Below are 23704 nucleotides of genomic sequence, written 5' to 3' on the forward strand. Positions count from 1 at the left end.
TAAAAACAAGATTAAATTTTAGAACAATGAAAAAAAACGTAGTAACATTGGTGGCTTTCGTAATGGGTGCCTTTATTTTATCTACTCGCTTATTGGCACAAGATAAACCGCTGTCTTTCGGCATCAAAGCCGGGCCGAACTTATCTAACCATCGCTTAGGTGGGAATATGAAGGGTTTTAAAAGTAAAATGAACATTGGCGGTTCGGTGGGTGGTTTTGTCAAATACGACTTAGGGGCAAATTTTGCCCTGCAATCCGGTATTGATGTGCATTATAAGATCTCGAATCTGGAGGCTAAAACAGATCAATCATCCGCTAAATTCAAATCGTTTGGCGTAGAGATCCCTCTTTATGGAATCCTTCAGGGGGCCTTAGGGAGTGGAAAAGCTTTTATAGGAGCCGGGCCTTATGTGGGTTATGGTATCACCGCAAAGTACAATGGCACAAACCTGTTCAAAAAGAACGCTGAAACCGGGGGTGCTGCTTTGAACCGTTTTGACTATGGTGTTGGCGGTATCATTGGTTACGACTTTGATAAAAATTTCCAGATAAATGCCAGTTATCAGTTTGGACTTGCAGACTTACATAAAGCCCAGGGAGGTTCTATGAAAAGCCAAGGCGCTGCTATCGGATTTGTGTATAAGTTCTGAAAATTAAGAAGCTATTAAAAATAGCTTGCTTAGGGAATTCAGGTAGCGAACGTCGGCATAGAGGAACCATACGGCTTGCTATAGACATAGAGAAGATGGATAAAATAAATCCCCTAAATCACGCCAAGCCCAGCGGGGTGATTTAGGGGATTAGTCCGTTCTAGTTTTTTCTTAGTAAATCAAGCAACTTTTCTGCTGTCCTTTCTGAGGAGGCCGGGTTTTGTCCGGTAATGAGATTTCCATCCTGTACCGAATAACTCTTCCAGTCCTCGGTTTTACTATAGTTTCCGCCAAGGTTTTTCAACGCATCTTCTACCAAGTAGGGAACAACATCTGTTAATTGAACTGCTTCTTCTTCCGTATTGGAAAAACCGGTAACTTTTTTACCTTTTACCAGGGGATTCCCTGCTTCATCTTTTACGAATCGTAATACGCCCGGCGCATGGCACACCGCTGCAACCGGTTTTCCTTCTTTCCAGAACGACTCGATCAGCTGAATGGAATGCACATCATTCGTTAAATCCCAAAGGGGGCCGTGACCGCCTGGATAAAATATCGCATCATAATCTTTTTCGTTCACATCGCTCAGTGGGATGCTATGTGCCAGCTTTTCCTGCAGTGCCTTATCAGCATCAAACCGCTTGGTGGCTTCCGTTTGAAAATCGGGCAGGGCGCTTTTAGGATCTATGGGAGGTTGTCCTCCTTTTGGTGAAGCGATTGTAATCTCGACACCGGCATCGGCCAAAACGTAATAAGGAGCGGCAAACTCTTCCACCCAAAAACCTGTTTTCTGGCCTGTATCTCCCAGCTGATCATGCGAGGTAAGTACAATCAATACATTAAAAATTGTTTTGTCCATCTTTTTAAATTTTTATGGTCATAAAATGATAGTACAAAATAGCGGATAAAAAACAGCATCATTAGGTGATGTAGATCACATTATGTACAGCGACTATTTTTTGTGAGGTAGGTCACCTTATTTACTATTATAAAGTCTGCTGAGCGTTTCCCTTGAAACCCCGAGATATGCCGCAATCAGATGTTTTGGAACCAGGTTGTACAGTTCGGGATATTGCTGCATCAGTTCCTCATATCGGCTACGGGCATCGTTATTTAATAGCGATAAAATTCTTTTTTGCAAACTGATATAACCTTTATTGGAACGCCATCTTAAAAAGGTTTCTACTTCGCGAATTTCTTTACACACCTTCTCCCTGTCTTCAGCGTGAAGACAGAGCGTTTCGGTATCCGTCACGCAGTCAATATTTACCGACGCTTTTTCATGATTGTACAAGGCTCTATAGTCGGATGCCCACCAAGTTTGCAGGGCAAATTGTAAGATATGCATTTTTTGATCGTCATTCACAAAAAACGTTTTCAGACAGCCGCTTAACACAAAATATTCGCAGTCAACATCATCGCCCACACGGATAAGTTGTTGTCCTTTCTTGAAAGACATTGGCTTGAAGAAAGAAAAAAAATAACTAAACTGTTCATCGCTGAGCAGAATAGTTTTTTGGATATGTTGCCTAAGAATTTCTCGTGGCGTCATAAGAACAGATTTATCTTGTTAAAGATAATGATATTCCCGACACATTTAACTCATAGGTCGCTTGGCTGAACAGCTTGCGGGACAAAGCAACATCCATCATTCATTGAACACCTAGGCGTTTAATGAATGATGGATGCGGAGCAGTTTATATCCTATGGGATATAGGGAAATTTAAAATGAAATCTGATGAGCAGCGGAAGGACTCGTTGCCATTTTTTTGATGGGTGGCGCAAACTGAGTTAGTTTAATGCCTTTAACCGCAGCTTTGTATTCTTCGATAGTAGGGGTTCTTCCAAAAATAGCAGAAAGAACAACCACCGGTGTAGAAGCCAATAAGGACTCGCCTTTCTTACGGTCCGAATCTTTAACCACACGCCCCTGAAACAGACGAGTAGAGGTTGCCATTACGGTATCGCCCTTCTCTGCCTTTTCCTGGTTACCCATACACAAATTACATCCAGGTCGCTCTAGGTACAGGATGTTCTCATAACTTGTGCGAGCAGTACTCTTAGGAGCCGCATCGTCGAATTCAAAGCCGGAATACTTTTGCAACACATCCCAATCACCCTCTTCTTTGAGTTCATCAATAATATTATAAGTAGGGGCTGCCACCACTAGAGGAGCCTGGAATTCGACTTTTCCGTATTGTTCCTCCAAGTTTTTCAACATTTTGGATACGATTTTGATGTCGCCTTTATGGACCATGCATGATCCAACAAAACCAAGGTCGACATGCTTGTCGCCGCCATAATAGGTAAGATCTCGAATCGTATCGTGCGTATATCGCTTGGAGGCATCCACGTTATTTACGTCAGGGTCAGCAATCATCGGCTCATCAATAATATCCAGGTCAACGACAAATTCTGCATAATATTTAGCATTTTCATCAGGCGTTAACGGTGGTTTTTCCCCCGATTTGATTTCGTCGATCCGTTTATTAGCTTTATCGATAAGGCCATTAAGTACCTGCTTCTCATTGTCCATGCCCTTTTCGATCATGATCTTGATTCTGTCTTTGGCAATCTCTAATGATTCAATGAGCGTATCCGGTTGGGAAATACAGATAGACGCTTTGGCTTTCATTTCTGCTGTCCAATCGGTGAACGTGAATGCCTGATCAGAAAGCAGGGTACCAATATGCACTTCGATAACTCTTCCCTGAAATACATTTTCCCCCTTAAATTCCTTTAACATCTGTAATTGGGTAGCATGTACCACATCGCGGAAATCCAGGTGATCCTTCATTTTGCCTTTGAAGGTCACTTTTACAGATTCAGGAATAGGCATAGAAGCCTCACCCGTAGCCAATGCAAGAGCTACTGTACCGGAGTCTGCGCCGAAAGCAACCCCTTTAGACATCCGTGTATGGGAATCGCCACCAATAATAATGGCCCAATCATCTACCGTAATATCATTAAGGACCTTATGGATGACATCGGTCATGGAATGGTATACGCCTTTGGGATCTCTAGCCGTTATAAGGCCGAAGTCATTCATAAATCGCATCAGTCTAGGAATATTCTGCTGCGATTTACTATCCCAAACGGATGCCGTATGACAACCCGATTGATAACCCGCATCTACTGTTGGAGCAATCACGGTTGCCGCCATTGACTCCAGCTCCTGGGCGGTCATCAAGCCAGTCGTATCCTGAGAACCGACAATATTAACCTTTACGCGAACATAGGAACCTGCATGTAAGGTGGCACCGGAAGTACCAACTGCATTTTTATTGAATATTTTTTCTACTGCGGTAAGCCCTTGATCTTGATGTGAAATTTCTTTGGACGGCGCGAATACCGATGGAGCAGTAATGCCAAGGGTATTGGCGGCAAAAGTTTGTAGCTTTTTACCAAATTCGATCGAGTAAGAACCTCCGGCCTTCATGAACTCGATTTTTTGAGGTGTGAAAGCCGAGCTTACATCCATGATCTCCTGACCATCTTTATATAGCTTCTTCGTTTTTGTATTAATGGTAAGAACCGTACCGGTATCAACCGAATAGGCTTGTTCTAAAACGGGTTGCCCGTCAGCATCTACCACCAGTTTCCCGTTTTCATCGAACTTTTTAACCCAGTTTTTAAGGTCTAAGCCAATACCTCCGGTTACGCCAACGGTAGTTAGAAATATTGGAGAAATACCGTTGGTTCCGGCCACTACCGGTGCAATGTTAACGAAGGGCACAAAAGGACTGGCTTGTTTTCCAATCCAAAGTGCCACGTTGTTCACACCGGACATTCTGGAAGAGCCAACTCCCATGGTACCTTTTTCGGCAACCAGCATGACTCTTTTGTCAGGATGCTTTTCTTTAAGCGCCTGTAGTTCTTTTTGTTGTTCTTTATTGTGCTCAAACATACATTGGCCATGCAACTCGCGATCTGATCTGGAGTGTGCATCGCTTCCCGGAGAAAGCAAGTCTGTAGAAATATCACCGATACCTGCAACGAAAGTTACTAATTCAATTTCTTCAGGTATGTCCGGTAATTTGGTATAGAACTCTGCTTGCGCATAACTTTCAAGAATATCCTTGGCAATTGGATTGCCATTTTTGAACGCTTTTTCCAAACGGTCCGTATCGGCATCGTAGAGAAAAACTTGTGTTTTTAATATTTCTGCAGCGTTTTTTGCAATTGCATGATCTTCGCCCAGGGCTAAATCCAATAAAACCTCAATGGAAGGCCCTCCTTTCATATGAGATAACTGTTCAAAAGCAAATTCAGGTGAAATTTCTTTTACTTGAGACTCACCAAGAATAATTTCCTTCAAAAACTTCGCCTTTAAACGGGCCGCGCTTGTGGTTCCTGGTAATACATTATAAATAAAGAAGTTGAGCGAATCTGCCCGGTGTTCATGATTTACATCTTTGATTTGTTCAATAACTTCATACAGTAATTCAGCACCATCAATTGGCAATGGATGAAGCCCTTGTGCTTTTCTCTCAACAATCTGCTCTAGATATTCATTATATCTGCTCATAAATTAATCTTTTATTCAAGAAGGAATGGTAAATTATCCAAACTCGCGAATCTAAGCAATTTATTTAAAAAATAATGAACCATACCGCTAGGAATTGCTCAATATTCCCTTGATAAACAAAGAAATTACACCCATACCGGATTTCCTGCAGGCTGTTGTTATTTGACGAAGGTGTTACCTCACTGACAAACGACCAGGCCTCCTTCCTACCTTTTTGAATAGCGGCGAACTCGACTCAGGGTTTCTTTCGTAATACCTAAATACGAGGCGATAATACGGGAAGGGAAACGTTCTATAAATTGCGGGTGAGACTTCAATAAGTCTGCATAGCGTTGTTCGGCATTCATACTAATGTAAGACAGTAAACGTTTTTGTGAAGCGATGGAGTGGTTCTCGTCTAATTTAATTCGCATTTCAACAAATGCAGGGATGCTAAGTAACCGATCTAAACCTTCTCTGGAAATTAACAGCAGATCGGTCTCCTCACAAGCATCAATGTTATAGATAGATGGCTGCTCTCGAAAATAACTGTCTCGATCCCCCGCCCACCAATTCTCTATGGCAAGACTAAGCGTATGTTCTACTCCTCGTTCATCTATTGTATATTGTCTGACGGCGCCGCTAATAATAAATCCATAACATTTGCATACCTCTCCTTCTTGCAACAGAAATTGCCGTTTGCGCAATTTTTTTGGAATAAATGCTTTGTGAATTGCTGTGATGTCTTTGTCGGTAAGCGATGTTAGGGAATATGCTTGTATAAATGCGATAAGTTTTTTATGCATGCGTAAGTAATGTCGCGTTTTGTACGCTTCTAAATACTGAAAATCATTATAAAAAGATTTTGGGAGCGATAATAATTACAGTACCAGAAAACTTTCTGGATGATTTTTTAAGCAATCTTTTATTCTGCGTGTATCACCCACAAGCCATACAATATCATTGGCAAAAATTGTTTCTGATGAATTTGGGTTGAGAATACGATTTCCTGTTCTTTCAATCCCAACAACGTGACTATGCAGGTCCTTTCGGATACCGGAGGCTTTGATCGTTTTACCAGCATAGGGACTGGCTTCCGTAAACTGCGCTTTAACAAGCTGTATCGCATCGATGTCAATACCATCCTCGTTTTCTACATGGTAGGCTGTTTGATCAAAAACAAGTTTTAATCGGAAGATTTGCTCATCCGTTCCCAATATCCCCACTTTATCGTAGGGCAATATCCTTTGTTTTCCATTAGGTAGATGTAGGGTCCGGTCATTTCTGCGTATGTATACGATATTGATCCCATATTGTTCCTTCCAGTTGAGTTCGTGTAAAGTTTTTCCGGCAAAAGAAATCATAGTACCGGCCTCAAGTTCTGTTACATAGGCATTCCATTCCTCAAAATGCTTTTTTGCTTCCTCGTTTTTGTGTTGCAATTCTATACTTCCTTTGTTTCGAATATATTCGATCCGCTCTCTTTCCGTGAGGTTCGACATAAACTGTTGCTCTATTTTTTGGTGGATTTGCTGAACCTTGTCTGAGAAAAACCAAAGCAATATGACAATGATCGGAACGGCAATTAGCAGCGCATAGCTGGTTGTGGTAATTTGATCAATAAAAAAACCGATAAGGAATACCCCCAGAAGGAAACGGATGGCATGGAGTGAAATACCCGTCACCGTATAATTCAGGTGATAGGATTTAATACGTTCTTCATCATCTTTCAGTTTAACATTTTTGATCAGAATAGCCCATAGAAAAGGTGATGCCAGCAGGGTTGCAGAACTGATTAATAGCACGTTTCTCCAAATGACACTTTCTATTTGTGCATGTAAAAATGGAATAAATGTATACTTGAATAGTAAGGTAATCGCCACGAGTATAATGCTATTGGTGATCAGGATACGGTTATATTCCCGCAACATTTTTTTCCAAAGGGGATTATCTTTGTTTTTCTGTGCTTCGGACGTATAGATAGCCAGACGTGTCACCCACTGGCGAGGAAGTATTTTTACGATGATATCATACAGCGGTTCTGAGAATTGAATTAGATAGGGTGTGGTAAAGGTTGTAATGGCCGATACACCTACCGCAATTGGAAACAGAAATTCTGAAATAACACCTAGTGACAGGCCCAATGCGGCAACAATAAAAGCGAATTCGCCAATCTGGGCCATGCTGGAACCTATCTGTACGGCTTGTTTTAGGGGCTGGCCGGAAATCAGCGCGCCTAATGCACTGAAAAAAAACTTTCCCGTTATTGTTAATAAAGTGACGAAGAATATGGGGATAGCGTAAGTATACATGGCTTGTGGATCGATCATCATTCCCACCGAAACAAAGAATATGGTGCCGAAAAACTGTTTGATCGGTTGTGTAAGGTGTTCAATCTTTTCTGCCAGTACGGTTTCGGCTATTAAGGACCCCATGACAAAAGCACCCAATTCAGCAGAAAATCCTACCTGTGTAGCCAGCAATACCATGCCGAAACAAAGCCCAACGGCCAGAATAAGAACTGTTTCTTCGTCCATCCATTTTTTTGTTTTTGTTATGAATAACGGTAGCAGATAAATCCCGAGTAAAAACCACAACACCAAAAAGAAACCGAGTTTGAGTATCGTAAAAAAAATCGCTGAGCCGTTGAAGGTTTGAGTGATGGCAACGGTAGAGAGTAATACCATCAGTAGGATGACAATGATATCTTCAACCACCAACACGCCAAAAACTACTTTGGCAAATTGTTTAGATTTTAAGCCGAGCTCGTCAAAGGCCCGTAAGATAATGGTAGTGGAAGAACTTGCCAGCATACCGGCAAGAAAAAGACTGTCCATCTGATTCCAACCCAGTAAATAACCGGTAAGGTAGCCGCCCAATCCGACAAATGCAATTTCCACAACCGCCGTGATGGAGGCCGAACCACCTACTTTCACCAGTTTTTTAAAACTGAATTCCAGCCCTAAGCTAAACAATAGCATGATAACACCTATCTCCGCGAAGGTGTCTATGTTTTCGTTATCTACAATAGTAGGCAGATAATCGAAGTGCGGCCCTACCAGAAATCCCGCAATGATATACCCTAAAACCAAGGGTTGCTTAATCCGTTTAAAAAGAATGGTTACCAATGCACCAACCAAAAGGATCAACGCCATATCTTGTATCAATTCGGGTAAATGAGCCATCTATATCTTTATTGTTTGCTATTGAGACTTTATTGATTTTTTAAATGTATACGCTGGAAAACCACGCAAAATAGGTTTCCAGTAGCATTCATGGATAACAACCGGCTTAAGTTTTCCTGTGTTATCCATTGTCTAATTTTTATTTATTCATTCGATCGAAACAACATGTCGATCACTGCAACATGTTGTTTAGCTCTTGTATGCTCAGCTTGTGCTTAAAAATCAAGATTTGATTAATGTCCTTTCGAAGCAACCGGAGGAGGCGTTGCCAATAATTGTAGCTCCCAGGCCAACGCAACACCACTTGCGCCACCATGATCAAATAGAACACTTGACAACTCGGCTGCTGTTTCGGTACGGGCCCAATCTCGTTGCCATTCTGAAATTACAGCGATCCAATTGATGGGCACGATACCTGCCTGAACCATACGGCGCACCGCCATATCATGTGCTTCCAAAGAAGTGGAACCACTGGCATCGGTTACAACAAATACATCATAATCTTCTCCTACGGCCTGAATAGCAGGCATGGCAACGCAGATTTCTGTCCACAACCCTGCTATGATCAATTGCTTACGACCGCTTTCTTTAACGATATCAGTAACCTTTGGATCTTCCCAGGTATTAATAAACGTCCTGTTAATAGGTTTTTGATCAGGAAATACGTCTTGAAGACCTTTAATAATAAAACCCCCACGGTCTTCAATAACGGTGGTCAGGATCGTTGGTACATGGAAGACCTTTGCTCCTTTCGCAAGACCGACCACATTATTAATGACCATCGTAGGCTCATGACTGTTCAGGTTCGTGAACTGATACGGTTGGTGATCGATTAGTACCAAGATACTGTCTTCTGGACGAAGTAGGCCTTCAAGACCTGTTTTTGGTTTCTTTGACATTGCGTTAAATTTTGAATGATTAATAAGCACAAAATTGCATACAACCAGTTACTGAAGACGATGACAAATGATAAAAAAGGGCATTGATATTTGTCAACATATCGGAGATTGTATCCAATCCAGGTGTAAAAAAAAGCCATTCCGATAATGGAAATGGCTTTTTTGGAAAGTGTTGAAAAGGTAACTACCAATCAAAAAAAGTACTAGTCGCTCCCTTTATTGACGAGTGGCATAACCTTCGTACCAATTAGTTCTATAGAACGCAAAAGCTGTGCATGGCTAAGTCCTGCATTATCCATCTGAAAAGTGAAGCGATCAACACCTCCCAATGCCTCGCTATGCCTGATTAATTTTTCTGCTACCTGTTCAGGGCTACCTACCACAAGTACGCCCTTAGGAGCTATTAATGCATCAAACCCTGCTCTGGTTACAGGAGGCCACCCGCGTTCTTTGCCCGCTTTGGTCCACAGTTCGGCATAACCCGGATAATAGTCTGCAATCGCTTCCTCATTGCTTGCAGCCACATAGCCCGGTGAATGTAAACCAACTTTTAACTGTTCAGGTGCGAAGCCCGCCCGACGTCCTGCCTCCCGATAAAGATCGATCAAAGGACGAAAACGTGCTGTTTCACCACCTATGATGGCAACCATGAGCGGAAGCCCCAAAGTACCTGCCCTGACAAACGATTCCGGCGTACCTCCAACACCAAGCCACACGGGAAGTGTTTCTTGAGTTGACCGAGGATAAACCGGTTGATTTTTCAAGGCTGCCCGAAACTTTCCGGACCAAGTGACAAATTCTTGTTCACGGATCTTTAATAAGAGCTCCAATTTTTCTTTGAACAGAGCATCGTAGTCATTCAAATCAAATCCAAATAATGGATATGCTTCAATGGCGGATCCTCGGCCAACAACAAGTTCTGCCCGCCCTTTGGATATCAGATCTAAGGTGGCAAAGCTTTGGTAAACCCGAACCGGATCTGAAGTGCTCAGTACGGTAACCGCACTGGTCAAACGTATATTTTTTGTGCGTGCCGCAGCGGCGGCAAGAATCACCGCCGGGACGGAGTCGAGAAATTCCTTTTTATGGTGTTCGCCGATACCGAAAACATCCAGTCCTACTTGATCGGCTTGAACGATCCGTTCCAATAGCTGCTCCATAGCGTCGACGCTGCTGAGCGTCTTGCTGCCATACATAGCCGACGCGAAGCTATCAATTCCTATTTCCATTTATTTCCTATTTTTATATATTCTTCTACTTGATGGTCAGGTTTTAACCGATCATCTTGGCCGTTGATGAAGAGCTTCGTGTATCTTCTATTATGGTTTCGATTTGATATGGGGTCAAGAAAGTGCATTGGGGGGAGGGCCTCCTGCTGGTTTGCCTTTACTTTCAGGCAAGGGCACATATTCTTCATTATCCATGGGAGGCAAATCAATACGCCCTTGTTTCCAGTCTTCTTTGGCCTGTTCAATCCGCTCTTTTCTACTGGAAACAAAATTCCACCAGATGTACCGATCTCCTAGGTGTTCTCCGCCAAGCATCATTAAGGTACTTTGTTCTTTGGCCGTAATGATTGGATCTACCCCCTTGGTGAACACCATGAGCTTTCCTGCAGTATAGATTACCCCATTTACTTCGACGCTGCCCCGAACGATATATGCCCCTCTTTCACTATGCCCAAGAGGCAAACCAAAATGAACACCCGGCTCTAATACAACATGTACATAGAATAAGGGCGAATGCGTGCTGACCTTACTTTTCAAACCATAGGCCTCTCCAGCTATCAAACGCATCCAAACACCTTTATCCGTAAAAATAGGCAACTGCTCCGCTTTATAATTATGAAAGGCCGGATCGCTTTCTTCATCCTTTTCGGGAAGCGCTACCCAGGTCTGGATCATTTCCAATTCGCCTCCGTTCAACATGGCGGGATCTTCGAAGCGCTCACTATGGGCAATACCTTTTCCGGCCGTCATCCAGTTCACCTCCCCGGGTTTTATCACCTGCTCTACACCAAGACTATCTCGATGGGTTACATGCCCACTGAACAGATAACTAACCGTGGATAGCCCAATATGGGGGTGCGGTAATACATCCAGGTTATTCTCGGCCGATGCCGGGATATTCACCGGGCCACCGTGATCCATAAAAATGAATGGACCAACCATTCGGCGAAGCTGGTAAGGCAATATACGTTTAACGGCAAAGCCAGGTGCAATTTCTGCCTGTCTGGATTCTATAATGATATCAAGCATAATAATTTTAAATAACGATGAGTAAAGTTAAGGACATTAACAACTACAGAAAATAACATATGATAAGAAAATTTGTTGATAAATGATAACAATCTATTTTCGGATGCACCTGTTAATTTTTTACCTTTATGCAGCAATTTAGCTGTTATCTACCGCGCTATGCATGAAATATTATTCAAATACCTTAACAGACACCTAGCTGCGCCGATTTCCGAAAGTGACCGTGAATTGATCAAAAGTGTATTTACTCCCTTTAAAATAAGAAAACGACATTTTTTTTTGAACGAGGGAGAGATATGCAAACATTATGGGTTTATTATTAAGGGGGCCATGCGGCAGTACATGATTGATGACAAGGGCGTAGAACATATCGTTCATCTTGGACTGGAAAATTGGTGGGTAGGCGACCGTGAAAGCTGGGTAATGCGCTCACCAAGTAACTATTATATTGATGCCTGGGAAAACAGTGAGCTACTGATTGTTACAAGGGAAGACACTGCCAGACTGCTGCAAGAACTTCCTGCTTTCGGTGAAGTGTTAAGGGTCTTGGACGATCGAAATAATATTGCAAACCAAAAGCGGATTACCTCTTCGATCAGTTCTACCGCCGAAGGACGATATAATGATTTTGTTAGCTGTCATCCTGATTTTCTGCAAAGATTTCCCCAGCATATCATTGCTTCCTATCTGGGTATTACCAAAGAGACATTGAGCCGTATTCGCCGGCAGACTTTGCAGCGGTAACTTTTTGCAATCGCTTTTTCCCTAACCCGAGTTAGATTAACCGTTTAATTAAAAGATTTACGGAACGCTTGCGGTGATAGCTTGGTTTTGGTTTTAAAAAGCTTGCTGAATGACTGTGAATGTTCAAAGCCCAATGCATAGGCTACTTCACTGACAGATAGGTTGGTGGTGGAAAGCTTTTCTTTCGCTTTTTCAATTACTTTTGCATGAATATGTTGTTGCGCGTTCTGTCCTGTTAGGGAACGCAACATATCACTCAAATAACTAGGTGAGAGATGGAGTTTTTCGGCCAGGTAGCCGACTGTAGGTGTACCCTGGCTCGACGGCATTTCTTGATCAAAGTAATGATTTAACAGCTCCTCCAACTTTTGCAACAATTCATTGCTGACTCCTTTACGCGTGATAAATTGCCGCTTGTAAAAGCGATTGGCATAATTAAGCAACAACTCGATCTGAGAGATCATGACATCCTGGCTGAAGTCGTCAATCCGGTTATTGAGCTCTGTTTCGATATTACGGAAAATGGACATGATGATTGCCTTCTCTTCTTCCGATAAATGGAGTGTTTCGTTGGTAGCATAGGAAAAAAAACCATACTGCCGGATTTTTTTTGTTAAGGGATATCCTAGAAAGAAATCGGGATGAATCAACAAGGTGTATTCTGAACATACAGCGCCCTCATCATCGTTGCCGCCTATAACTTGCCCAGGGGAAGCGAATAACAGGCCTCCTTCATCAAAATCGTAGTAACCTTGACCGTACTTCAGCTTTCCGCTCAGCTTTGGCTTATATGAGATTTTGTAAAAACCCAAGACATGACGTTGCGGAATTTTAAATAGTTCTATCTGGGTGTGCGCGCCATTGATAAGACTAATGAGCGGGTGCCGGGGTTGGGGCAATCCAAACACTCGATGTGCATCCGAAAGTGATTCAAATTGATGCAAGCTTTTCTCTTCCTTTTTCATGCTAACAGCTAATATAGCCATAACCGGTTAGTTATCAATAACCGGTTATGGTCGATTTTATTTCGCTCCACCCTGGGCAGTCTTGGATACCTCATCCCAAGCCTCCCAAACAGCCAGTCGCTCGGCATAGGCTGCGCGAGTATCTGAAAGGTTATGGCTGCCGAGATTGAAGCGCAGCGGTGGTTGTGCTGCATCTACCATTTTAAACAAGGCCTGTGGCGTTGCTGCCGGATCGCCTCTTTCTACGGCTTTTAACGTGTCAGCAAAAAACTTAGTTTTGAAATCGGTATATTCGTCCATGCCCTGTGCAAATTTTAAAGACTCCTGACTGCCGAATTCGGTAGCGTAGGCCCCGGGTTCAATGATGGTTACCTGAATACCGAAAGGCGCTACCTCCGCCGCCAAGCTTTCATGAATGGCCTCAAATGCCCATTTAGATGAACAATAATAGCCAATTACCGGCATGGTCACATGACCAAGGTTGCTGGAAGTACCAAGGATATGGCCATAACCCTGCTCTCTGAGTAAGGGTAAAGCGGCCTGTATCACCGCAACCGGACCTAAAACATTGGTTTCGTAAAGTGCCCGAACATCGGCTGCACTTGCTTCTTCGATAGTCCCTACCAATGAATACCCCGCATTATTGAGCACGATATCCAGCCTACCGAAATGGGCATGAGCGGTTGTAACGGCTTCTTTCACCTGATCGGGATTGGTTACATCGAGGGTTAAGACTAACACCTGCTCACCATACTTATCTTTAAGATCGGCAATGCTTTCCTGTTTACGTGCCGTTGCTGCGACTTTATCACCACGCGCTAAGGCAGCCTCCGTCCAAACACGGCCAAAACCACGCGATGCGCCGGTAATGAACCAAACTTTATCTTTTTGTTGTGTCATGATCATTTATCTTTTTGTTCACAACAAAAGTAAGCCAAGCGCTTTCTTTACTTGTATGCTAAGCGCGGATATTTGTAGTCATAATGAGGATTGATTTACTGTATCCCGAGTTATCGGTTCACCTTTCATCAGAAATTTCTTGCTCAACCATTTTCGCAGGGGTTCATCGTAGAACTTTAAGCAGAGGTACGCTAATAAAATATTGCCTGAGAACAGTAGCAACGTTATCGGCCAAATGTGGGCGAAAGTAAGATTTTCGCGCCATACCCATGCATAAAACAGGTACATGAAAGGATAGTGCACCATATATAGTGGATACGATATATCGCCTAAGAATTTACAGATTTTAGTGGAGCGCTTGTCGGTTGTATTTCCGGAGGCACCCAGGTAGACCAATAGGGGAAAAATAAGGGTGGTACATACGGCATCATAAATACCGTTCATCCAGAGGGCTTGCGCTCCGCCAACATGGGGTATGGAAAGTAAAACGACAATTGCCAAACTACATAGTAAGAAGGCGCCTTTAATGGGAATCGGTTTAAATTTTCGTGACATCAATACCCCTGCGGAGAATGAAAATAACAAGCGCAAAAATCCACCGATCAGGTTATGGTCTGCCATCGTCCATCCTACGCCTAAATGCCCATAACCGGAAAAGTTGAATACAGCAAAGGAGGCCAATCCGATTCCGGCCAACAGGACGAGTACTGAAAGTGCTTTCGTAGATAACCTACGGATAAACAGAGCATATAGGATATTACCGATATACTCAAAGAATAAAGACCAACTAGGGCCATTGAGCGGATACATCTCTCCATTTCCACGAACTTCGGCACCCGAGCCGGGTGCAGCTGGAATTAAGAAGAGATTAATGAGTAAAGCTAGCATTAACATCGATAAGGAGACCTGCGAACCATCCCATTTCACGTTGCCTTGTATATAGAAGGTAATCGCACCTAAAATAGCGCCTATAACAACCATGGGATGTAAACGGATTAATCGGCGCTTGATAAAATCTTTTGTTTTCATTGTTTTCCAACGATCGTTATAAGCATAACCGATGACGAAGCCGGAAAGTATAAAGAAGAAATCAACCGCTAAATACCCATGATTGAATCGTTGATCGATAGCGCTTGTTGCAAAGGCTTCAAATACGTGATACCATATAACCATAAGTGCTGCAACGCCTCTTAAGCCGTCAAGAAGAATATAATGTGGTTTAGTGTCTGCAAATGCAGCAGAAGCGATTTTTTGCATAAAAATGTAAAATTGAATGGTTATTCCAATATCAAATGACCATACGGTGAAGCGCTAGCTAGCACTATTCTTTCTTGGTGCGCAATTTAGGAAATGAGTTGACAAAAACGGCTACTTGGGGTAAATAAATGCAGAAATAAGCCATCTCTTGTTTTGATGAGATGGCTTATTAAGTCGACTATTTTATTTTGCCTTCGTCAAAGGCTTGATTTTGATGTTCCGGAAATCAACCGGTGTACCCTCATTCTGAAAAAGGAGGTGTCCTTTTTCAGCTTTTCCGAAATTTTGAAGGTCTTTGTATTTACTGACTTGAACCAATTGTGCAAATGCAGGACTACTCCGATCATATGCAACCACTTCTTTGCCATTAAGCCAATGGCTGATATGATGGCCATTTACGATAATCTTGGCGGTATTCCATTCGCCAAGTGCTTTTACTTTCTTTTTTGGATCGGCTGGAATGAGATCGTAAAGTGAGGCTACAGACCGCAATTCGCCCCGCTCGGGATACCGGTAATGCAGATCGTCCAGAATTTGATACTCCAAGCCCAAATAGGCACCCTTTTGACCTGGAAAGGTATTTGTAACCAAATATTTAACACCACTATTGGTGTTTTTTGCTGCCCTAAATTCAAAGGTCAGTTCAAAATTATCAAAGCTAGCTTTGGTAATAATATCCATTTGCCTCCCATGCGGAATGGGAGTTGCCATCAACAGACCATCTTTTACCGCCCAACCTCCGTCCGCTAGTTTTTGCAAACCCGCAAAGCTTTTTCCATCAAAAATAAGCTGCCATCCGCTTGCTTTTTCTTCTGCGGTTAATCTATTTTGTGTTTGCGCCTGTATTTTGTACATAGGTAGTACAAAAAGCAAGACCATGATTTTTAGCCTATTCATCTGTGTTGGTTTATTATTGATCAACAAACAAAAGTATAGAATCTGCAGGTCCGTTCATTGCCCTAAGCTTTGAACTTTCCTGCAGTTCTTTTCCTTTAAATTTTAGGTTCCCATCCCGGCTCATAGTGCCGGCTCCACAACTTTTCGGCCTCGGCATCCCCTACAATATGTCCATTTTTAGAATCGATCTTTAAATCACGGCCTACTCGCCAAGATATATTGCCTAACAACATGGCCACCGTACTTTTATAACCGAGTTCGATATCGCAATTAGGTTGCCTATTATTTTTGACCGCATCTAGAAAATCAGCTACATGTAGGCTGTCCATACCTAAACTGGGGCTTGCGGTATTCCTACCTGCTAAACCTCCCGTTGAGGAAGTCGATTTTTCTTCTTTGATGAGTTTACCTTGTAAATTATAGATCTTGTAGGCGTCTTCTCCCGTATCTAGACTTCCCTTATCGCCATAGAAAATAACGCCTCGTTCCAAACCTTCTACCTGGCGTCCGTTGCAGCTTCTATTTTCCCAGACCAGGGTCGCCGTCGGATATTCTACGGTTACGATTTGCGTGTCAGGTGTTTCCCAATCATCCTGAAATTGATAACGCCCGCCAATTGAGCTTACCCGTGTTGGGAAATCTACACCTAAACCCCAGCGGGCAACATCTACCTCATGGGTACCATTGTTCAAAGCTTCACCTGTTCCCCAATGCCAGAACCAATGCCAATCGTAATGGATTAAACCATCCTTGTAGGGCATCCGCGGTGCAGGTCCTTGCCACAGATCATAATCGAGCCAGGAAGGAACAGTACCGGGTTTCAGAAAGGTTGCTTTCCGGGTGTTGGTATACCACGTTTTGGCCATGTACACCTTACCTATGATTCCACGATGAAGGAGTTCAATACCTTTGGTAAGTGTGGGTGCCGAACGACGCTGTGCCCCCATTTGTACCACACGGCTATATTTTCTGGCCGCTGCTACTGCCATTTCTCCTTCTGCCGGATTATGTGCCATAGGCTTTTCAACATATACATGTTTGCCTGCCTGACAAGCCATGATCGTTAATGGCGCATGCCAATGATCGGGTGTTGCGGTATAAATGGCATCAATGCTTTTGTCTTCCAACACCTTCCGCAGATCTTTTTCGGAACGGGGTGTAGTGCTTTGTCCGGCATCGGCAACACGTTTCATCGCTTTCGGAATGGCTCTTTCGTCTACATCACAAATGCAGGCTACGGTTGCATTTTTTTGTTTGGCAAAGGTACCGCTCATGCTACTTCCGCGACTATTTACACCGATGGTAGCAACTTGAACGCGTTCGTTTGCACCGACGATGTTACGGTAGCTTTTGGCACTGAAGGCCATTGCCGGGTGATGATCAAATAGGTTGGTGCCAACGGCTAAGGCTGCTGTGCCTACACCTATTTTTTTAATAAATGCTCTTCTTGATTTCGTATTCATCCTATCTTTTTTATAAAATGTTATAATGCTTTTATTTTCACGTTTTTAAAATAGACGATGTCGCCATGGTCTTGCAATAAAATATGGCCTTTATTGACGGAACCAAAGGCAGGTTTTGCTTCTTTAAATTTGCTTAGTTGCCGCGCTTTCTCAAATGCCGGGCTCTTTCGGTCATAACGTAATACTTCCTGGCCATTCAGGTAATGACTTACTTGACTGCCTTTTGCCACCACGCGGGCCTGATTCCATTCACCAACCTTAACGGGCACTTTTTTCTTAACCGCCAGCATATCATACAAGGCACTGAGCTGACGGTTACCATCGCGGCCGAGCTTGGCGTCAGGGTGGCGATCATTATCAATAAGCTGATATTCCATACCGAGCCATCCGCCCTCGCTATAACGGGTGAAGAAATATTTGATGCCGCTATTGGCGCCTTCTGTTAATTTAAAATCGACACGTAGGTCAAAATCACTATATTCCGCTGCACTGATGATATCGAGATGTTGTTTACCGCCCGCTCCTTTTAGCGAGAGTTGGCCATTCTCAATCTTCCAACTTACATCAGGAGACGTACCTTTCGTGGAAGTCCACCCTTCAAAATCTTTTCCGTTAAAGAGTAACTGCCAGCCATCTGCCTTTTCTTGTGTCGTTAGGGCGTTATCCTGTGCATAAACACCGAGGCTACTTATACTGAAGAAACTTGCGAGTACGCATGAAAGAAAGAGATTTACTTGAATTGTCATGATCTAAAAATTTTATAATTGTGTATAACCTTTGTTTTGGATAATCTGTTGTGGATTGGCTTGCATGACGGTCATTGGGATGGGATAAGCCATGGCGTCATCACTCCAGGTAAAATTACTAAAACCATCAGCTTTCTGCTCCGCAATCATGACGTCCTTCGCCCTGCCTGTTCTAACGAGGTCAAACCATCGGTGATTTTCAAAAGCAAGTTCGACACGACGCTCCTTTTCGATCGCCAGCAGGAAAGCCTGATCATTGGCAAAATCTCCTAATTGATAATCGCTTAGCAGGTTAGCCGGAGCCGGCACATTTGGATCACCGGGTGTATTTCTAGCCCGCTCCCGTATTTTATTTAAATAAATCAAGGCGGTCGCTTGATCCGTACCGGTGCGTACCAAGGCTTCCGCATAGAGTAAATAAATATCGGCTAAACGCAGCTCGATCCAGTTATTTCCGTTATCGGAAGCACTGGTAGCTACATCATAATATTTGCGAACATATTTATCGGTTTCAAAGGCACCGGTTTTAGCGTTCACCCAGCCATCGCGCATGGACACGTATTTTCTAGGATCTCCGGTTTCATAAGCATTGGACATGTCCTGCGTAGGCGCGTTTTGCCCACTTTTGTCTCCCACTAATACCACCTCTTTATCCGAGAAACGAGGAGCAAAATTGTTATTCCAGGGGCTTCCCGTAGCACCATTTGGCGAACCTTTCATGTATTGAATTTCAAAAAGTGATTCTACACTGTTTTTCTTGTTTACATCAAATAGATCGGCATAGTTTGCTACCAGCGCATATTGCCCGTTATTCGTTACCTCTCGGAATTTTTCAATGGCTTTGGTGTAAAATTCATTTCCTTTATTCAAAGGATATCCGGCCATGGTCATATAAACCTTTCCCAACAACGCGCTGGCCGCCGCTTTGGTAACACGTCCTTTGTCACTTCCACCATAACTTTCCGGCAAGTTGGATTCGGCAAATTGGAGATCACTAATAATCAAACCATAAATTTCTTCCAGGGGAGATCGACGCAATTGATAGGCTTCATCGGGCGTCAGTTCTTTATCTACTTTAATGACACCTAAGAGCTCTCCGTTCAGTGCATAACCACCAAATACCCGATTTAACCAAAAATAGGTAGATGCGCGTATGAAACTGGCCTCTGCTTTATATTGGTTCCGAAGATTTTCGTCGGTAAAGGTAGCGCCATCGCTTCTTCCTAAAACCAAGTTACACCTCAAAATAGTGTTATAACTATCATCCCAACAATCCATTACAAAATTATTCTCCGGCAACAGAGGGGAAGCAAACTCATCTACTCCCTTCTCATTTGCCGGATTGCCGGCCAACCAAGAGTATGTCGTATTATCGGAACGAATTTCGCCCAGCCGATAATACGTACCATTATAGAGTTCACGCAGGCTGGCATAAGCCGATAAGGTGGCCTGGTTAATATCTTGTTGGGTTTTATAAAAATCACTGCTGTTCAAATTAGATGGCGGTGTAAGTTCAATGAAATCCTTACTGCAAGATGACAGCATCAAAACCGTCATACCTAATAAAAAAATCTTTTTCATAGCTGTTGTATATCGCATAAACTAGGAGTTAAAAAGTTAGATTAGCACCAAAAATGAAAGACCTGGCCGTTGGATAGCCTAAGTAATCGCCTCCTTTTTGAAGACCACTTTCACTGCTGGTTTCCGGATCATAGCCTGTATAATTGGTAATGGTAAATAAGTTACTACCGGTTACGTATAGGCGCAATCCTTTAATTTTTAATTTGTCCAATACGGACTGTCCGAAATTATAAGAGAAGTTTACGTTACGTAAGCGAAGGTAGGACGCATTTTGTACCCATGCCGACGAAGGATCGCGTTGCCAACCGGTAGGATTACGGGTAGCACGGAAATGAATGCCATCACCTGGCTCTTCCGGCGATCGCCAGCGATCGATCTGTTCGATCATACCATTCCGGTCGCCGTGATAAATGCCTACCATGCGTTTAAAAAAGCTAAATACTTCTGCACCGTAAGACCCAGTAAACTGTACGCTTAAGGAGAAGTTTTTATAGGAGAAATTATTGGTGATACCGCCGGTAAAATCGGGCATATTATTGCCTAAAATGGTTTTATCGTTTTGATCTAATTTACCATCGCCATTGATATCAGCATAACGACCATCGCCTATTTTATCGGCAGCTAAATGGGGATAGCGGTCCAATTCTTCCTGCGACATGAAAACACCTTCTTGTTTGTAGCCATAGAAGCTTGCGATAGGCAAGCCAATGGTGGTGATGAATGCATTATTGGCATTTGGCGCAGTGCCATAGATGGGTCGTTGGTCCGGCCCCACTTCCAGCACCTTATTCTTATTAAAGGAGATGTTAAAATTGGTACTCCACTGAAATGCCTTGATAAAGTTTCTTGTGGTTACCGAAAACTCCATCCCTCGGTTCTGCACTTTGCCAATATTCTGAAACTGAGATGTATAACCAGTTATGGTAGGCACGGGTACATCCAACAATAAATCAAGGGATTGGCTGTCGTAGAAATCGCCCTCTACCCGAATCCGATCATTGGCCAAGCCAAATTCGAAACCTAAATTATATTGCTTGGTCTTTTCCCAGCCTAGATCTGCATTGGCCATGGATTCCGGATTCACATCTACTGTGTTTTGCAAGGTTCCTCCTGTTGGGTAATAACCGGGATCCAATAAACCGATGGATGCATAATCACCTATCCGGTTATTTCCGGAAATACCAAATCCGGCCCTGATTTTTAAATCGCTGATTTGATCGACATCTTTCATGAAGCCTTCTTCGGAAACTCTCCAGCCTACCGAGACAGATGGAAAGGTTCCCCATTTCCGGTTTTGTCCAAAGCGCGAAGAGCCATCGCTACGTATCGTAGCTGTAAAGAGGTAACGATCATCATATGAATAGTTGACTCTACTTAAATAAGAAATCATGGAATAGGCGGACTCTGTACTAGAGAGTTGATACATATTGCCGGCATTTAAGGTTTCAACATCGTCGTTAGCAAAACCTCTTGCTTCACCGTACATATAATTTCTAGTGTGTTTTTGCGTCGTGTATCCAACCAAGGCGGAAAAGTTATGTTTTTCACCAAATGTCTTCGTATAATTTAAGGTGTTTTCAATGACCCAATCATAGTCGGTATAACGTTCGTCAACTCCTTTTGCCGGACGCGGTGCCCTGGAAGCATCCAGATCTACTGTGGAAGGTTCAAATCTTTTTAATTGATCATCTTGGATTCCACCATTAATGCTCAGGTGGTATTTCAGATCTTTCATGATTTCCCAATCGGCAGAAATAGTTCCTAACCAACCATAACGCCGCCTGTTAATATTGACCAGCTCGGCCACTCCTATCGGACTGGCGACATCGCCAACCAGGGTTTCCGGATTCCGGACCATCGATCCATAGGTACCATCGGCATTTCTAACGGGATAAATAGGTGGTAATTGCAGCGCATACATAACGGCCGAATATTTACCTTGATCTTGTTCGCGACCGCGTGCTGAATAAGCCATTAGATTAGCACCCAGATTGATGGTCTTGCTTATTTTTGAATTTACACTCGAACGGAAATTGAAGCGATCATAATTGGTATTGATCACAATACCATCCTGTTTCATGTAACTTCCTGAAAAGTTATACTGGGTATTTTCCGAACCGCCATTGACGGAAAGTTCATTTTGCTGTGTTAAGGCATTCCGATATAATAGATCCTGCCAATTATTATCAGGCATAGTGGCAACGGATGCCGGATCTAAAAAGTTATAGAGATAACCACCCGTACCGTCCGGAATCATGTACTGCCCGCTTGCACCGGGATAAAGGCTTCGGCGCGAATTGGGATCATTGATGCTATGTGGCGACTGGTCAGGATCATTTGGAATAACAGCGGCATCTAACCAGGCCTGATTTCGACCGTCAACAAACCAATCAACATATTGATCGCGGTTCATCATTTTAATTTCTGTTCCCCGTTGTTGGAACCCCACAAATGAATTGACATTGATAATGGGAGGGCCTTTTTTACCTTTTTTGGTCGAGATCACCACCACGCCATTTGCACCTCTTGAACCATAAATAGCAGTTGATGAGGCGTCTTTGAGCACCTGTATACTCTCAATATCGGAAGGGTTGATAAGACGAAATGCATTTCCTTCCATGGGATACCCGTCTACCACGTATAGCGGATCATTTGATTGCGTGATAGAGCCGGTACCTCGTATCCGAATGGCTAAACCTTCACCTCCTGGTGCGCCGTTGGTCTGTTGTACTTGAACACCGGCCATTTGGCCTGCAATAGCTTCTCCGAAATTTTGGACCGGGCGATTTTGGATATTTTCTGCCGATACCGAAGCTACAGCTGTGGTGACATCGGCTCGCCTTTGGGTTCCATAACCAATGACAACGACTTCGTCTAGTGCAGACGATTCTTCTTTTAGGGTCACATTAATCAGGGTATTCGTACCTACATTGATTTCCTGTAGTGCATAACCTAAAATGCTAAATACTAAGGTTGCTTCTGCTCCAGGCACTTGCAAGGTATATAAGCCTTCTGCATTGCTGGTGGTCCCGGCGGTTGTACCTTTTATTTTGACACTAACGCCGGGAACGGGTAAACCCTCTGCATCGATTATTTTTCCTTTCACTTCCCGTTGTTGTATGGGTGGACGAACCTCAACGGATTCATTTTTCCTTTTGATCAGTACATTGTGTCCACTGATTTTATAGGTGAAAGGCTGGTTTTGAAGGCATTGGTTCATGATGTCTTCGATGGTAGAACGCTGTGCGTTTACGCTCACCTTTAAGCTGTTGATTTCTTTGCTGTTATAAACAAAGACATAGTCGCTCTGCTGCTTAATGGACCGAAAAATCTCTGCTAAGGTTGCATTTTGTTTATTGACAGAGATTTTTTGTGCGTATGTTGCTGCGTGTAGCTGCATCAGGGCAATGAACAAAAAGAAAAATGTAAGATTTAACTGCATTATAATTTTCCTTTTAATATCGGTTGTTTGGTATTGAACCGGGTTTGATTTTCCAAAAAAATTGGATAATGGCCTACCCCAGGCCATTGTCTTAGGTCTAATTTTCATTATTTTTGTAAAGCTTGAGTTAATAAAGGTTTTAACAAATTGGCGTTCCGGATTTATCCGGAAAGAGTTAACTCCAAGTATTCCGTTTCCTAATGGCGTTAG

At 43.1% G+C, this 23704-nt stretch carries 18 protein-coding genes; 2 read left to right on the plus strand and 16 right to left on the minus strand.

Translation table 11 applies throughout. From position 1 onward, the window contains the following. The first annotated feature begins 26 nt into the window (after positions 1-26). A complete protein-coding gene (locus tag RYH73_RS01510; protein WP_335311483.1) occupies positions 27-650 on the plus strand; it encodes a porin family protein in 624 nt (207 codons plus the stop codon). Between the two features lie 160 nt (positions 651-810). Here RYH73_RS01510 and RYH73_RS01515 read toward each other — a convergent pair whose 3' ends face one another. The 8 genes from RYH73_RS01515 to RYH73_RS01550 all read right to left on the minus strand — a co-directional run bounded on the left by RYH73_RS01515 (position 811) and on the right by RYH73_RS01550 (position 11499). Continuing rightward, positions 811-1509: a type 1 glutamine amidotransferase domain-containing protein gene (locus tag RYH73_RS01515; RefSeq protein ID WP_335311484.1), complete on the minus strand. Its 699-nt coding sequence runs from the start codon at positions 1507-1509 to the stop codon at positions 811-813. A gap of 117 nt (positions 1510-1626) precedes the next feature. Beyond that, positions 1627-2202 (minus strand): Crp/Fnr family transcriptional regulator, encoded by a 576-nt coding sequence (locus RYH73_RS01520; RefSeq protein ID WP_335311485.1) that lies wholly within the window; start codon positions 2200-2202, stop codon positions 1627-1629. A 171-nt stretch (positions 2203-2373) separates the two neighbouring features. Continuing rightward, positions 2374-5178, minus strand: coding sequence for a bifunctional aconitate hydratase 2/2-methylisocitrate dehydratase (locus RYH73_RS01525; protein ID WP_335311486.1), 2805 nt, complete (start codon positions 5176-5178; stop codon positions 2374-2376). A gap of 206 nt (positions 5179-5384) precedes the next feature. Beyond that, positions 5385-5963 carry a Crp/Fnr family transcriptional regulator gene (locus RYH73_RS01530; protein WP_335311487.1) on the minus strand — a complete coding sequence of 193 codons (579 nt, stop codon included), beginning with the start codon at positions 5961-5963 and terminating at the stop codon, positions 5385-5387. 75 nt (positions 5964-6038) lie between these two features. Continuing rightward, positions 6039-8342, minus strand: coding sequence for a cation:proton antiporter (locus RYH73_RS01535; protein ID WP_335311488.1), 2304 nt, complete (start codon positions 8340-8342; stop codon positions 6039-6041). 233 nt (positions 8343-8575) lie between these two features. Further along, positions 8576-9241 carry a hydrolase gene (locus RYH73_RS01540; RefSeq protein ID WP_335311489.1) on the minus strand — a complete coding sequence of 222 codons (666 nt, stop codon included), beginning with the start codon at positions 9239-9241 and terminating at the stop codon, positions 8576-8578. Positions 9242-9444: 203 nt separating this feature from the next. Next, the gene (locus RYH73_RS01545; protein ID WP_335311490.1) at positions 9445-10470 is read right to left on the minus strand and encodes an LLM class flavin-dependent oxidoreductase; all 1026 of its coding nucleotides are present in this window, start codon (positions 10468-10470) and stop codon (positions 9445-9447) included. 114 nt (positions 10471-10584) lie between these two features. Then, positions 10585-11499 (minus strand): pirin family protein, encoded by a 915-nt coding sequence (locus RYH73_RS01550; RefSeq protein ID WP_335311491.1) that lies wholly within the window; start codon positions 11497-11499, stop codon positions 10585-10587. 159 nt (positions 11500-11658) lie between these two features. Between RYH73_RS01550 and RYH73_RS01555 the strand changes: the two genes are divergently transcribed. Further along, positions 11659-12243 carry a Crp/Fnr family transcriptional regulator gene (locus tag RYH73_RS01555; protein WP_335311492.1) on the plus strand — a complete coding sequence of 195 codons (585 nt, stop codon included), beginning with the start codon at positions 11659-11661 and terminating at the stop codon, positions 12241-12243. A gap of 44 nt (positions 12244-12287) precedes the next feature. On the opposite strand, the gene RYH73_RS01560 is transcribed toward RYH73_RS01555, so the two are convergent. The 8 genes from RYH73_RS01560 to RYH73_RS01595 form a co-directional block, all read right to left on the minus strand. Further along, positions 12288-13229 carry a helix-turn-helix domain-containing protein gene (locus tag RYH73_RS01560; RefSeq protein WP_335311493.1) on the minus strand — a complete coding sequence of 314 codons (942 nt, stop codon included), beginning with the start codon at positions 13227-13229 and terminating at the stop codon, positions 12288-12290. Positions 13230-13265: 36 nt separating this feature from the next. Then, positions 13266-14108: an SDR family NAD(P)-dependent oxidoreductase gene (locus RYH73_RS01565; RefSeq protein WP_335311494.1), complete on the minus strand. Its 843-nt coding sequence runs from the start codon at positions 14106-14108 to the stop codon at positions 13266-13268. 78 nt (positions 14109-14186) lie between these two features. Next, a complete protein-coding gene (locus RYH73_RS01570; RefSeq protein ID WP_335311495.1) occupies positions 14187-15365 on the minus strand; it encodes an acyltransferase family protein in 1179 nt (392 codons plus the stop codon). Between the two features lie 183 nt (positions 15366-15548). Beyond that, complete coding sequence (locus tag RYH73_RS01575) at positions 15549-16262, minus strand: 3-keto-disaccharide hydrolase (RefSeq protein WP_335311496.1); 714 nt, start codon at positions 16260-16262, stop codon at positions 15549-15551. Positions 16263-16357: 95 nt separating this feature from the next. Then, positions 16358-17725 carry a Gfo/Idh/MocA family protein gene (locus tag RYH73_RS01580; protein WP_335311497.1) on the minus strand — a complete coding sequence of 456 codons (1368 nt, stop codon included), beginning with the start codon at positions 17723-17725 and terminating at the stop codon, positions 16358-16360. A 20-nt stretch (positions 17726-17745) separates the two neighbouring features. Then, positions 17746-18471, minus strand: a complete 726-nt coding sequence (locus RYH73_RS01585) for a 3-keto-disaccharide hydrolase (protein WP_335311498.1) — start codon at positions 18469-18471, stop codon at positions 17746-17748. A gap of 12 nt (positions 18472-18483) precedes the next feature. Next, positions 18484-20052: a RagB/SusD family nutrient uptake outer membrane protein gene (locus RYH73_RS01590; protein WP_335311499.1), complete on the minus strand. Its 1569-nt coding sequence runs from the start codon at positions 20050-20052 to the stop codon at positions 18484-18486. A 28-nt stretch (positions 20053-20080) separates the two neighbouring features. Further along, positions 20081-23602 carry a TonB-dependent receptor gene (locus RYH73_RS01595; RefSeq protein ID WP_335311500.1) on the minus strand — a complete coding sequence of 1174 codons (3522 nt, stop codon included), beginning with the start codon at positions 23600-23602 and terminating at the stop codon, positions 20081-20083. Positions 23603-23704: the final 102 nt, after the last annotated feature.

The sequence above is a fragment of the Olivibacter sp. CPCC 100613 genome (genome assembly GCF_036959255.1).
Classification (GTDB): Bacteria; Bacteroidota; Bacteroidia; order Sphingobacteriales; family Sphingobacteriaceae; genus Olivibacter.